General features: G+C 43.8%; 14 protein-coding genes and 1 pseudogene. 9 read left to right on the top strand and 6 right to left on the bottom strand.

Annotated features, from left to right (window positions below; translation table 11 throughout):
* The first annotated feature begins 13 nt into the window (after window positions 1-13).
* The 6 genes from KUA50_RS06705 (at window position 14) to KUA50_RS06680 (ending at window position 6774) form a co-directional block, all read left to right on the top strand.
* A complete protein-coding gene (locus tag KUA50_RS06705) occupies window positions 14-1090 on the top strand; it encodes an AMP-binding protein (protein ID WP_218456683.1) in 1077 nt (358 codons plus the stop codon).
* Between the two features lie 355 nt (window positions 1091-1445).
* Window positions 1446-1583: a hypothetical protein gene (locus KUA50_RS06700; protein ID WP_167639520.1), complete on the top strand. Its 138-nt coding sequence runs from the start codon at window positions 1446-1448 to the stop codon at window positions 1581-1583.
* A gap of 97 nt (window positions 1584-1680) precedes the next feature.
* On the top strand, window positions 1681-3927 hold the full coding sequence (gene pflB / locus KUA50_RS06695) for a formate C-acetyltransferase (RefSeq protein WP_218456682.1): 2247 nt from the start codon (window positions 1681-1683) through the stop codon (window positions 3925-3927).
* A gap of 2 nt (window positions 3928-3929) precedes the next feature.
* Window positions 3930-4664: a pyruvate formate-lyase-activating protein gene (gene pflA / locus KUA50_RS06690; protein WP_218456681.1), complete on the top strand. Its 735-nt coding sequence runs from the start codon at window positions 3930-3932 to the stop codon at window positions 4662-4664.
* Window positions 4665-4878: 214 nt separating this feature from the next.
* Window positions 4879-5607, top strand: coding sequence for a GIN domain-containing protein (locus KUA50_RS06685; protein ID WP_218456680.1), 729 nt, complete (start codon window positions 4879-4881; stop codon window positions 5605-5607).
* 396 nt (window positions 5608-6003) lie between these two features.
* Window positions 6004-6774 (top strand): hypothetical protein, encoded by a 771-nt coding sequence (locus tag KUA50_RS06680; protein ID WP_218456679.1) that lies wholly within the window; start codon window positions 6004-6006, stop codon window positions 6772-6774.
* Here KUA50_RS06680 and KUA50_RS06675 read toward each other — a convergent pair.
* The 5 genes and pseudogenes from KUA50_RS06675 to KUA50_RS06655 all read right to left on the bottom strand — a co-directional run.
* Window positions 6771-7298 (bottom strand): N-acetylmuramoyl-L-alanine amidase, encoded by a 528-nt coding sequence (locus KUA50_RS06675; RefSeq protein WP_218456715.1) that lies wholly within the window; start codon window positions 7296-7298, stop codon window positions 6771-6773. The genes KUA50_RS06680 and KUA50_RS06675 overlap by 4 nt on opposite strands.
* Window positions 7299-7332: 34 nt before the next feature.
* Window positions 7333-7407: a smalltalk protein gene (locus KUA50_RS16855; protein ID WP_413777451.1), complete on the bottom strand. Its 75-nt coding sequence runs from the start codon at window positions 7405-7407 to the stop codon at window positions 7333-7335.
* A gap of 154 nt (window positions 7408-7561) precedes the next feature.
* Window positions 7562-8116, bottom strand: a complete 555-nt coding sequence (locus KUA50_RS06665) for an HU family DNA-binding protein (protein ID WP_218456678.1) — start codon at window positions 8114-8116, stop codon at window positions 7562-7564.
* 285 nt (window positions 8117-8401) lie between these two features.
* On the bottom strand, window positions 8402-8641 hold the full coding sequence (locus KUA50_RS06660; RefSeq protein WP_134844396.1) for a DUF4248 domain-containing protein: 240 nt from the start codon (window positions 8639-8641) through the stop codon (window positions 8402-8404).
* A 914-nt stretch (window positions 8642-9555) separates the two neighbouring features.
* Window positions 9556-10503 (bottom strand): annotated as a pseudogene (locus KUA50_RS06655) (transposase); the annotation flags it as partial.
* Window positions 10504-10643: 140 nt separating this feature from the next.
* On the opposite strand from KUA50_RS06655, the gene KUA50_RS06650 reads away from it, so the two are divergent.
* On the top strand, window positions 10644-10832 hold the full coding sequence (locus KUA50_RS06650; protein ID WP_218456677.1) for a hypothetical protein: 189 nt from the start codon (window positions 10644-10646) through the stop codon (window positions 10830-10832).
* 436 nt (window positions 10833-11268) lie between these two features.
* A complete protein-coding gene (locus KUA50_RS06645; protein ID WP_218456676.1) occupies window positions 11269-11619 on the top strand; it encodes a DEAD/DEAH box helicase family protein in 351 nt (116 codons plus the stop codon).
* Between the two features lie 209 nt (window positions 11620-11828).
* Here KUA50_RS06645 and KUA50_RS06640 read toward each other — a convergent pair whose 3' ends face one another.
* Entirely contained in the window at window positions 11829-12617 is a 789-nt protein-coding gene (locus KUA50_RS06640) for a DUF5020 family protein (protein WP_218456675.1), read from the bottom strand.
* Window positions 12618-12841: 224 nt separating this feature from the next.
* Between KUA50_RS06640 and KUA50_RS06635 the strand changes: the two genes are divergently transcribed.
* Window positions 12842-13747 (top strand): tetratricopeptide repeat protein, encoded by a 906-nt coding sequence (locus KUA50_RS06635; protein ID WP_218456674.1) that lies wholly within the window; start codon window positions 12842-12844, stop codon window positions 13745-13747.
* Window positions 13748-13771 lie beyond the last annotated feature (24 nt).

Genomic DNA, 13771 nt, shown 5'->3' with positions numbered 1-13771 from the left:
AAAAGGGAATACGATGCACTTGAAGGATTTTTTAGAGATATGGGAAAATGAGGAGGATAGGGTGCTGGTGCATACCAGTGGCTCTACCGGTAAACCGAAGGAGATGTGGGTCGAGAAGGATAAGATGAGAAACTCGGCTCGCATTACCTGTGATTTCTTGGGGATTCAGTCCGGTGACTCCGCATTTCTCTGTTTGCCTCTCGATTATATTGCAGGCAAAATGATGACGGTGAGAAGCATCGAGAGAGAACTTCGGCTCGTTTGTGTCGAACCCTGTGGTCATCCACTCTCCAATGAAGCTCTTCAGCAGGCTACTGCTGTTGATTTCCATACTTCATCTTCCTGTTCTGCTGCTACGATTTTAGCGAGAGGTATCGATTTTGCTGCCATGGTACCGATGCAGGTATTCAATTCGCTCAGCGTACCAGAAGAAAGGGAAAGGTTGGGGAGAATTAAAAACCTGATCATTGGGGGTGGAGCCATTGATGAGGCACTCGCTGCTGAATTGATGACTTTGCCGGAAGAGATAGCGGTTTGGAGTACTTATGGCATGACGGAAACACTGTCGCATATCGCCTTGAGACGACTGAACGGACCGGATGCGAGTGAGTGGTATCATCCCTTTGATAGCGTAAAGGTGGAAGTGAACCAGGAGGGGTGTCTTGTGATTGATGCCCCCTTGGTTTGTGCAGAAAAGTTAGTGACCAATGATATAGCCGAACTGAAAGTGATGGATGCTTCCGAGTCATGGGGTAGCCATCGGGTTGCCTTTCGTATCAAGGGCAGGAAAGATTTTGTAATCTGTTCCGGCGGTGTGAAAATCCAGATAGAGGAGGTGGAGAATAAACTCCGCCCATTTCTCCAGTCTCCGTTTATGATAACGAAGAAGAAGGATGAAAAGTTTGGGGAAATGGCTGTACTCGTCTCTGAGGATGTGGATTTGGATGAAGTAGAACGGGTTTGTAAAGAGCAACTTCCTAAATTCTGGGTGCCGAAACTGTTCATACATGTTGACAAGATACCGATGACGGAAACGGGAAAAGTAAAAAGAGGTGGCTTTTTCGAAAAAAATATTACCTGCTGTTCCTAAGGCTCCGATGTCCCTCATCTTTGTATTGTAGATATGGGCAAGGAGGTAACCGTATCAGCCTTCGAATATCTGCCAAGAGCCGAAGAGGGTGCTCCAGGTAGTGTGAAGAGTTTCAAACTCTTTATCAAAAAGTAAAATGGGGCGCAATCCAGCTCCAACTACCTATAAATGATGATTTTTGAGGGGAAAGTGGATGTTTTAACACAAATCCTTCTCTTAATTCGAAATAAAATTGTAATTTTGTAGTCCCATTCCTAACAAGGGGAATCGGGACTGCATTTTTTATGTAGTTTCCGATGGGTCCCACAAGCAGGAATCAGGCTTAATTCATCAACAAAAAATAAGGAAAAGGTACATGATAAAGAAAGAGAAAATCGCTATCGTCGTTGGTATTGGTGCAGTTATTGGTATCGGAATTACATTCTTGGCAGCTGTAGGGCTTGGCAAGAAGAAAGGCGCGGCGTATCTAAAAAAGTGCCCTTTTAAGAAATAAACCCAGTCACAATTCTGTGATTGGGCTTTTTTGTTTCTGAAAATTTGTATTCATTATTATAATTATTAACTATTTTAAATATAAAGGAACATTGATTATGAGAACAGAATGGAGAGGTTTCAAAGGAAACAAGTGGCAATCTGAGGTCAATCTTCGTGACTTCATTCAGAACAACTACACCAGCTACGACGGCGATGAGACGTTCTTGGCAGAACCTACCCAAGCTACTGATACCCTTTGGGGTATGTTGAAGGAACTCCAGAAGCAGGAGCGTGCCAAGGGTGGTGTGCTGGATATGGAGACTGAGGTAGTATCAGGATTGACAGCATACGGTGCAGCCTACATCGGTGAGGGCACCAAGGACTTGGAGAAGGTAGTGGGTCTTCAGACTGATAAGCCCTTGAAGCGTGCTTTCATGCCATACGGTGGTATCAAGATGGCAGAACAGGCTTGTACAACATACGGCTATGAGCCATCTGAGAAGCTCCACGAGATTTTCCACAAGTATTGCAAGACTCACAATGATGGCGTATTCGATGCTTATACTCCAGAGATGAAGCTCGTTCGCCACAATCATATTCTTACAGGTCTTCCTGATACTTACGGTCGTGGCCGTATCGTAGGTGATTATCGTCGTGTTGCTCTTTATGGTATTGATTTCCTGATTGCAGAAAAGCAGAAGGATTTGAATCAGATGGGCGACCGTGAGATGATTGACGAGGTCATCCGCCTGCGCGAGGAGGTTGCTATGCAGATCAAGGCGCTCAAGGGCTTGAAGGAAATGGCTGCAAGCTATGGCTTTGATATCAGTCAGCCAGCTCAGAATGCACGTGAGGCTGTACAGTGGTTGTACTTTGGTTACCTCGGTGCAGTAAAGACACAGAATGGTGCTGCGATGTCTGTAGGTCGTATCTCTACTTTCCTCGATATCTATTTCGAGCGTGATTTCCAGGAGGGTACTTTGACTGAGGCTGATGCACAGGAGTTGATCGACCATTTGGTCATGAAGTTCCGTATGGTGAAGTTCGCACGTATCCCTTCTTACAACCAGCTCTTCTCTGGTGACCCAGTATGGGCAACACTTGAGGTAGGTGGTATGGGTCAGGATGGCCGTTCTATGGTTACAAAGAACGACTTCCGTTTCCTCCACACCTTGGAGAATATGGGTCCTTCACCAGAGCCAAACCTGACTGTATTGTACAGCGCTCGTTTGCCAAAGGGATTCAAGCACTATGCTTCTTTGATTTCTGTGAAGACAAGTTCTATCCAGTACGAAAATGATGATGTAATGCGCCCAGTATGGGGTGATGACTATAGCATCTGCTGCTGTGTATCTGCTACACAGACCGGTAAGGAAATGCAGTTCTTCGGTGCTCGTGCCAACTTGGCTAAGTGCTTGACCTATGCAGTTTCTGGTGGTGTAGATTCTAAGACCCGTGAGCAGTGTGGTCCTAAGTATCGTGCTGTAGAGGGTGATGTATTGACATACGAGGAGTTCATGCCACGTTTCATGGATATGATGGACTGGTTGGCAAGTGTTTATGTGAAGACATTGAACTTGATTCACTATATGCACGACAAGTACTTCTATGAGGCAGCAGAGATGGCACTCATCGATACCGATGTACGTCGTACCTTTGCAACAGGTATTGCAGGTTTCAGCCACGTAGTAGATTCTATCTCAGCTATCAAGTATGCGAAGGTAAATATCATCCGTGATGAGACCGGTTTCCCATTGAGCTTCAAGACAGAGGGTGACTTCCCACGTTATGGTAATGATGATGAGCGTGCTGATGAGATTGCAGTATGGTTGCTCAAGACCTTCATGTCTCTCATCAAGAAGTATCACACTTACCGTGATTCAGAGCCTACAACCTCTATCCTTACGATTACATCCAATGTAGTATATGGTAAGTACACCAGCAATATGCCTGATGGTCGTCCTGCCGGTGCTCCTTTGGCTCCAGGTGCAAACCCATCATACGGTGCTGAGAAGAATGGTCTCTTGGCTTCATTGAACTCAGTAGCTAAGTTGCCTTACGAGTATGCGCTCGATGGTATTTCTAATACCCAGACCATCAGTCCAGGTGCTCTCGGTCATGATGACGAGGAGCGTGCCCAGACTTTGGTAGGTGTAATGGATGGTTACTTCAATCAGGGTGCTCACCACTTGAATGTGAACGTATTTGGTGTAGATAAGCTCAAGGACGCTATGGAGCATCCTGAGAAGGAAGAATACCAGAACTTCACAATCCGTGTCAGTGGATATGCAGTTAAGTTCATCGACTTGACCCGTGAGCAGCAGCTCGACGTAATCGCTCGTCAGGCTCACGAGAGACTCTAAATATGCATAAAGGATTTGTTCACAGCATAGAAAGCTTTGGTTCGGTAGATGGACCAGGCATACGTTTTCTGATATTTCTGCAGGGATGTCCGATGCGCTGTCAGTTCTGCCATAATCCTGATTCCTGGAAAGTGGGAGTGGGAGAGGAATGGACTGCAGATGACTTGCTCGACAAGGCGGAACGGTTCCGTACTTACTGGGGTGACAAAGGTGGCATCACGGTGAGTGGCGGCGAGGCATTGTTGCAAATCGACTTCCTGCTGGAATTGTTTGAGAAAGCGCACCGTCGTGGTATCAATACCTGTCTTGATACTTCTGCACAGTTGTTTACCCGTCAGGGGACTTTCTTTGAGAAGTTTGAGCGACTGATGGAGGTGACAGACACGATACTCCTGGACATCAAACATATTGATGATGAGGAGCATCGTAAACTGACCAAGCATTCTAACAGGAATATCCTGGATTGTGCTCGTTATCTGAGTGATATCCGGAAACCAGTTTGGATTCGCCATGTACTCATCCCTGGTATTACAGATAAAGATGAGTATCTGGAGCAGTTGAGTGATTTCCTTCAGACATTGGATAATGTGGAACGCATAGATGTCCTTCCTTATCATACCTTAGGAATCTATAAGTATGAGAAGTTAGGCATTGACTATCCGCTCAAGGATGTCAATCCACCTACTGCAGAACGAATAGAGAATGCTAAGAAGATCTTAAGCAAAAAAGTTTTTTAAAATAAAATGAGTGAGGGGCGCAACAAAAGTTGCGCCCCTTTCGTCTATATGGAAAATGAGTTAAAAAAATGGGTCGTTTCAGCAACGGCTTACTTTACGAATCATATTTAAATTTTAGGAAACGATGAGAAGATTGAAAAAAGGCGGCATACTTGTTATGCTGGCAGTTATGATGGGAACAGCAACGATATCTTGTTCCTATTCAAATGGGATCATGAGTAATGGAACGATAGACAACGGAAACCTACATTTTGTAGAGGCGGATCTGACAGAGAAGCCATTTACAAAAATAGAGGTAGAAACCATAGCAGATGTCTATTATGTACAGAATAATGGAGATCAGCAGAGTGTGCGTTTCGACTTTACTCACATCAAGGATGATAAGCTTCGGAAGCAATTTGAGGATAAAGCCGTGGCAATCTATCGCGAAGGAAAACTGAAGATTGGCTTAAAGAGCAAGATAACAGGTGTCAGCAAACTCGATTCCGGCAGTCGTATGCGAGTATATATCACGTCACCAGATTTAGTGAAGATCACCTTAGAAGGAATCGGAACCTTCCATTCAGACGCTATCAATTCAGATGTATTTGACATCGACAATGAAGGAGTAGGAAATATAGAGATTAAGAATCTCCTGGCGAATCGAGTAGGGATTGATAATGAGGGAGTAGGAAGTGTCACCGTCCTTCGTCTTCAGTCAGATGATGTGAACATCGACAATGAAGGTGTCGGCAATGTAAAAATCGGTCATTTCAAAGGTGGCAGGTTAAAGATAGACAATGAAGGTGTAGGCAAGGTTGAAGCCCAAGTAGATTGTGAATCGATCCATGCCATGATAGAAGGCGTCGGCAATATCAAGCTATCAGGAGTAACCAACAGCTTGACAAAAGAAAAAGATGGCGTCGGCCGCTATCAAATATCCGATTTAAAAATAGGAAAGTAAAATCTTCTGATGGAGAGGCAGACTTGTCTCATCCATCAGAAAACGAAGATAAAATTGAACTGTTGCTGCTTATATTATAATAGGTGTAAACCGAAAATATGATTCATCATTAAAATATAAGCATTATGGCAACAGTAAAGTGAAATTTTTAAGAACTACAGACAGAAAATGATAAAATCTGATACGTAATCCAACTAATTTTCGTATTTTTGTAGCGAGTTTGCACTCTTATAAGAAGAATGCGCAACGAATGTAAAATAAAGATACATGCGCAAAGACAGTAATGTCTGATACTCATAAATGTGATTAAGATGATGCACAATAAGGACGAATTGATCAGGCTTTCACAACCATCATGTATGGTTGTAGCTGAGGACATAAAGTAGAGCAGAATTTATGAAACCGGATGGTACGAGTTCTTTTTCTACAGCCGACGAGAAACTTGTTTCTCCAGAGGGCAACCACGTTACTGAGCAAGAAAACAAATCTGGCTCAGAGGTAAAGAAGTGTCATCAATCTGACGAAACCACATGGTCATATCTCTTTGTGCATCATAACAAAGTGAAGGGCATGGAAGCGCAGTTGACCAAAGACGGCATAACCTATTTTGTGCATAAAACTATCAGGTATTTCAAGAAAATGGGCAAGCAGAAAGTGCAGCACAAAGAGATACCAACCGTTAGCGGACTTGTCTTCTTTCAAGGTCATCCTAAAGAGATACAAGCCTATCTTGACAATTATTTCCCCTATGCTCATTTGTGCAAGAATTGCAGCACAGGCAAAGTGGCACAAATGCGTAATCTGCAAGAGCGAGAAGCTCTCATCGACCGCTACTTCCACCCTGTGAAAACAGCTAATGAGGTAGCCGTCCAAGCCGAGAACATCGACTACCTGCGAGAATATGTGTTGGCAGAACTTGCACAAAAACGCATGGACATCAACAAGGCATGGAGCACCTATATCTTTATCATCAAAGAGATAGGTTATTACTATGCCCCATTCATCGAGCAGTTCAAAGAAAACCTCGACCCCATCATGAAGATGGGAGCCAAGATTCTCCAAGAAATAGATTCTATACTCGACAGTCCAACATTGGATAAAGACACAAGGGACAGGTATCAAAGCGAGCATGAAAAATTGATGCTGGATTATGACTATCTATTCTAATCACAATTTTCTATCCACCCGAAAAGTGCATGAGCATCCAAGCAAGGACACTCCTTCGGTGTAGTCCCAGGCAAGTCTCGATGCCCCACAATCTTCGCTTTCGGGAACAACTTGTGAAGCCTCTTCAAGACATCACCGATTCTTTCCGTCTGCTCAGGCGTACGAGTATCGCATGGTTTACCATGTTCATCCAGACCACCCTCATAGCAGATGCCGATAGAACAGCGGTTGTAAGGTCTCGCATGCGCCCCCACTTCGAGCAAGAAGCGATGTTGCGTCATTGTCCCATCCTTACGGATATAAAAGTGGTAGCCAATGTCATAGAAGCCACGGCTCTTGTGGTCACGGCGAAGCTGTTCCACACTATAGTCCTGATTGCGTCGGGTAGCCGAACAATGCAACACCAAGAATTTTACGGAGTCGGCAGACATCATCATTTTGCCGTCTTCCACTCTGGCGAGGAGTGTGCGTTCATTACGCACCAGCTCCTCCCCAATACTCAAAGGAAATTTATCATTAATCATCCCCATTTCAGAAAAGTCATTTGTCATTTCTCATTTAAAACAGGTTCGTGCACGAACTTACTCCCAGCGCTGTCAGCGCAGCAATAAGGGCCTGAACGATAGCGTTCATGATAGAAATCCAAGAAAACTTTTTGGAACCATTGTTGAAATTTTCATTTTGATTACTCATATACATATTTAATTAATTAGTGAAACATCATTTTGAAAAAAAGAACTTGTTAGCGGTAGCCGCACCCGACACGAAGTCGGGCACGTCAAAGTACTTACTTGAGGTCATAGTCCCCCTCGTCAGTTCCGCTTCCGGTGTTGCCACCAGCAGGAGTATTACCGCCGGATGGAGTAGTGCCACCAGGAGTATTATCACCCTTGTCAGTAGGGTTGTTGTCGCCATTCGGGTCGTTATCTTCGCTGTACTTCACGAGACTGATGCGATTAGGAATCAGGTCGTAGGTACGCTTGCCATTACGATCCACGGAGAACGAAGGACGGAAGCCTGGCATGATGCTCTTCACCAAGTTGGCATTCGCCTTCTTAGGTTCAGACACCGCCTTGTTGGTGATGAAGCGGAGATAAAGAGTACCGAAACCAAGAAGCTCGATGTTGTAACCCTTGGCAAGGTTTTCCACCACATAGTAGGCATAGCGGTCGAGTACCGCCTTCACATCAGCCGTGGTTGCAGTAGATTCCGTAGAAATCTGCTTAGCCACCTCTTCGGTAGTCAAAGTACCGTAACTTACAGGACGAACAGAATAAACAGTTTGACCCTTTTTCTCACCCATGGTAAGGGTGCGAGGAAACACTTTGTAAGATTTACTCATAGTTTGAAGTTGTTTAAAAAATTAATACTAAATATATTTGCTTCATTCCGAACAAGGACTGTTGAGTGCACCCAGGTGTCGAATTCTTCACTCTTCACTCTTCGTTCTTCGTTTAGCTGGTGCAAAGATACAACATCTGCTCAGGGGCATCTGTCGAAGTGCGTCGTTGAATGTCGTTCTTTAGTGCAACCTAACGATGCGCTTTTATACACCTTAATGATGCGCATCATTAGCACTTATAAAAGCGCATCATTAGCACCTAACAATGCGCATCATGAGAGTTCATTAAAGCACATCTTCAATAGAGCATGCTGGTTCGCCCAGAAATTCCTCAATAAGTTTCACCTCACGGATGGTGAGAATCTGCTTGCGGTCGAAGTTTCTGCCCTTGGCGGTCAGGAGTTCATACAGTTCCACACAGCGTTTAATTTCGCTGGTCAGACGGCGCACGGCATTCGCAGGTTCGCAGTCGGGGAAATACATCATCGCCAAGATACGGCGAGTATAAGTTGCTTTTAGCTTCATATACCTTATTATATTATATAGTAAAACATGTTTATCAGTCAACTGATTATGCTGCAAAGATATACTTCTTCGAAAATCACGTGATGCACCTATGAGTGCATCATTCTTAACTTCTGCTTACTGCTTTTAAAAGCTTTTAACAAAAACCATCGGAAAATCATACCCTCTGTTTTAGTCAGGACGCGATGTTCGATAATTCACGGTATGGAAGATGGAAAAGCAGGCGAATGGAGGGGCGAATAGGTGGATAGCCACCGCTGCCGAAGAAATTCGCCAGATAGAGAAGAGATGGGGTTTCACTTCCATCCGTCAGTTTTCCAAATTTCTACAGATGAATCCCCGTACCCTTTCGAAGTTACCCCATCACGATGGCACATTAACTTTGGAGAGCATTGCGAATATATACACGAGGCTCGTACTATTACGGAATTTGAAATTTGTGGGCACCGAGCTAAAGGAAGAGGAGCAACTCTTAAAAGACTCCCTGTTACGCATCATGATGAGTGCAGCCACCGTCCCTCAAACCCTGAGAGACGATGTAGTGGATGAACTTGAAAATCAGCTATAGCTCCCCTGCGGTCCCATCCCGCATAAGAAACCTGGCGAGGGCTCTGATGCCCCGCCAACCTTAGAGCGCAGCGGTTGAGAGCGACGGGTAGGAGCGGTTACATCCCTTGTCCTTTTGGAAAGGGCGAGGGCTTGGGAGTGGGTTAAGGCCCCCCTCTTCGCGAGGGCACTGAAAAAGGTGCCTGTTTTTGGAAAAACAAATAAAAAAGCAGCCAGTTACTGTACTTCTGAGCAGTTTTCAGACGGACAGATTTTAAATCTATTCTGCCTGACACAATGGCTTAGATACCTTTATAACGACTTACAGAGGGTTATATGAGGGCATATTCATGAGGATATCCTCTCTCTTATGCTTTATGCATTAATTTGAGGATTCTTTTGACATTTGCAGCGAAAATAGTCAATGCGCCCTGCATTTCCATGCACGACAAACCATATGACAGTGCTCTATCATATCCAAGGGTATTCTTAAGTTCCGAGTTCTTGGCCTCTATCTTGTATCGTTTCCTCTGAAGTTGAGCAAACTCAGGTGTCTTCTGATATTCAAGTAATTCTTTCTGAGCTTCAGTCTTTATTGTTACGTTAAAGCACTTAGATTTTGCTCCAGGTCTATAGCAGCCATTACGCAGAGGACAGACTTTACATTTGTCGATATCGAAGAAATAACGGAATCTATCGTTCTTATGAGCTTTATCATTTGTACGGAATTCCCTAGACTTCCTTACAGCCATATGTCCTGCAAGACAAACATACATATCTGCATCTTTGTTATATTCAAAATTGAGCGTATTTTGGCGATTTCCTTTTTCTACTAAAGGATTCAATGGAGCTGCCAATTTTATATCTTTGGATTTTGTGAGTTCTATGTTTGATTTACTAGCATATGCAGTATCTGCAACAATAGCATCAATCTCCATTCCTGCAGATTCAGTCTTTTCTATGAGTGCTGGCAACTGCTGTCCATCGCCCTTTCCGCCAGAAGTGACGGTAGCTGCGGTGATAATTCTTTCATCACTCATTGCTATATGCGTCTTATAACCAAAGAATGAAGAATTTGCTGTCTTATGCCCAATGCGAGCATCTTCATCTTTAGAAGTTATACTGCGTATCTCTGCATCCTCAATAGTTTCTTTCAGCATATTGAGACGCTCCTTGACTGCAGGCATATTGGCAGTTGCAGCGTCAGCTTCTACTGTAGCAACAATCGCCTTGGCAGCTTTCATGATAGAAGAATACTTCTTCTCTTCAGGAAGCTCTGGCAATACCATACTATCATCTACAGAATTTACGACTTTACCTTTGCATCCGAATTCTTAAAAATCAGAATTATGGAAACAAAGGAATATTTCGAAAAGGTGATGCAGGACTTTAACCAGAATCGTAGAGGTCGAAACATGCGTCCTTGGCTGATTTTCACCAAGCTCTAACAAAAGAGTTGGAACTAAAGACTGCTGCCTTGGAATCAGCTGTGGCTTCTTTGAAGGACGCGAATAAGGCAATAATGCAGGAAACCTTAAAAATCAAGTCAGAAACAAAGAAACTTCGTGAGGAAAGAGAACGGATGAGTGAGGAGTTGTTGCAGAAAAAGCGTGAGATAGACCAGTTGAAAACTCGCAGAAAATGAGAGAGTTAGCAGATGGTGCGCTATAGCCTCCGCCAGAGTTTTAGTCAGCCAGCGGAGTCTGTGCCCGCAAGGGGCTGGCTGGGAGGGCTTACGCAACAGAATTGCGATTACTTGTCGGCTGGCGCTTTGAGTTGTGCGATAATGGCAGTATTACTCTAGATACCATAGAGAGCTGGGGAAATGAACATTTACGCACTTAAGCTGATGGGGACGACAACAAATTCTATAAATATCTAGATATCTGGAAAACACAAAAAAATTAGATTTTTTATTTTAATTATATACGATAAGATGGGTAGGGCTTCTGATGAAGTTCTGACTATCTTGTTGGCTTATCTTCTTTTATAAAAAAAGATACAATATAACTTTTGAAAATACTGTTAGGTGTCACTGCTTGTAATATAGCGGGGATGCTATATTCATTATATGCCTTTATATGAAGAACTTCAAGCTATTTGATTACCAAGAGGATATGAAGGAACGGATTGAAAAGGCGTTGCACCTTCATCGGTCCGTAATGGCACAAATGCCGACAGGTACAGGAAAAACGGTTCTACTCGCTTCGGTCGTAGAATCGTTTTTGAGGGAACATCCCTCAAAGACTGTTTGGATTGTTGCTCATCGTAGGGAATTGGTTTCTCAGATAAAAGACACTTTGAATAAGTTTCTTTTGAATTTCAATTTTTTCGAATCACCCCGTCCCTCTTTCCAAAGAGGGCTCCACCTCTCACTCAAGCCCTCTCTCCTCAGAAGAGAGGGATGTAACCGCTCCTACCCGTCGCTCTGAACCGCTTCGCTCTAAGGTTGGCGGGGCATCAGAGCCCTCGCCAGGTTGTGCGGGATGGGACCGCCTTGCTGGTGGGCTTGGTGGTGGGCTTGGTATAAGTTCTGCTTCTGACAATTTGATAGAAAAGCCGTTGCTTTTTCATATAAACAATGAAGCCTGTCAGATTTTCTCTGGCAGGCTTCATTGTTTATATGAAACTTTCTTTTATGTTAGAAATCCCACTTGGCGCCTAAGCATGGACGAACCATGAAACCGGCATTGGAACCGAAATTGTTGCTGATCTCTACTTCGCCTCCTACGCTGAGATTGTTGCAGCCGAAGTGCTGACCTACATTATACCAAAGCTGAGGCTCTGATGTGAAGACGGTGTGCTCGGGGGTGTAAGCTACTTCGCCCTTATCGTTATATTTCAAATTGCCATGCTTGTCCTTGAATGAACTGTGGTTCTCCCACCAGAAATCGGCAAAACCGCTAAAGTTCAGACCTTTTACGCCAAAGATGTCCTTGCAACCCCATACTGCTGTAAACTGCATTGGGACATTCTGGTCTGTTTTGCGAATCGTCTTATAGAGTGCCTGGAGTGTCAATGTGTTCTTGAAACTCTTGTCGTGCATGAAATACTCTACACCGAAAAGCCATGCATTGTTGATGGGATAATCCTTATAAATACCACCATTATACTCGGCATGGAGACTTAAATTCTTCAATTTAGTGTTCTGCCAAAAGTTGAGGGCGCGAGAAATCTCGGTATAAGTTCCACCTTGTGACATGTTGTGCTCGTATTTTTTGCCCGTATTTGGGTCTGTCATCTGATTCAGATTGAAATCATGATCCACGAAGAAATAGGTGTTACCCCATTTGTCCTGCTTGAACATTTCAAGGGTGAGGGTTACGAACTTACGGTCTGTACCGAAATCATACAGGACCTGTGCGTTGGTTTGTGCCTTTGCGAATCCGCTAACCAACAAGGTGGCAATCATCAAAAATAAACTTTTCATGTCGTCGTATTATTCTTTGTTTTGAAAAATTATATAAATTAAAATTAATTTTCTTCTTTTTTTTTCGACTGCAAAGGTATGAATATTATTTAAAACGACAAAGTATTGATGTGAAAATTTGGAATAATCGGGGAAAAACATTACTTTTGCAAGGGTTTTTCCAGTAGAATTGGAATTTAAACGTGTTTTTTATTAAAATAATCATTGACTTAAACATAGACTTTATGGGATTTTTTAAGCGTTTTTTTGGCGGCAAAAGTGAGTCGTCTGAAGATAAGAAGGAAGATCAGTCTGCCAAGAATTTCGAGGTGCTGAAATATGATGGTGTGCGGGCGATGCATCAGGGACAGATGGATTATGCCATCAAGTGTCTGACCAATGCTTTGCAGGCTAAACAGGTAGATGAAGAGGGGGATGCTTCCAAAGAGGACCAGGAGGTTTTGGAGGTGCGTGATTTTCTTTCTCTGGCTCTTATCCAGAAAGGTGAACTCGCGCAGGCTTATGATCAGCTTCGCAAATTGTCGGAGGCTCAGCCGGATAACAAGCAGATTTTTGTTCGTATGGCTGAGGTGACTTATATGATGGAGGATTATGGGGCGATGTCACATGCCTGTGAGAAAGGGATGCTCATCGACAAGGATGATGCTCACCTGCTGTTCCTTTATGCCAAGGCTTGCCTGGGACAGGGTGATGTGATCAATACCATTGCCATGCTGACGAAGAGTATTCTTTTGGCTGAAAAACTGCAGGAGGGTTTGGCGCAGGCGGTACAATCCAGATTGCTGCGTGGTGAAACGCTTTTGAAGTTGGGCGATGTGAAGGGTGCTGAGGAAGATGCTGCCTGGCTTCTTGAACAGTTGGAGGAGCCTGTTGAGGAGGTGCTCCTCCTGGAGGCTCGTATTCTGCTGGCTCAAGGAAAGATGGATGATGCTATCTCCTATTATAATAAGGTAATAGACGTGAACCCATTCTCTGCCATCGCTTTCAAAGAGCGTGGTGCGATCTATCTGGCCAAGGGTGACAAGGTGAATGCGGAGAAAGATATGCAGAGTTACCTGGAAATGAATCCTCAGGAGGCTGATGCTGTGACCGGTGAATTTAAAGCCGAAGGTAAGGAACATTGCAGATAAAATACAAGTTTTGTAGATAAAAAA

It is taken from the genome of Segatella hominis (assembly GCF_019249725.2).
In the GTDB taxonomy this organism is placed as follows: domain Bacteria; phylum Bacteroidota; class Bacteroidia; order Bacteroidales; family Bacteroidaceae; genus Prevotella.
Note: the sequence above shows the minus strand (reverse complement) of the source record. Positions and strands in the feature narration are given on the sequence as shown.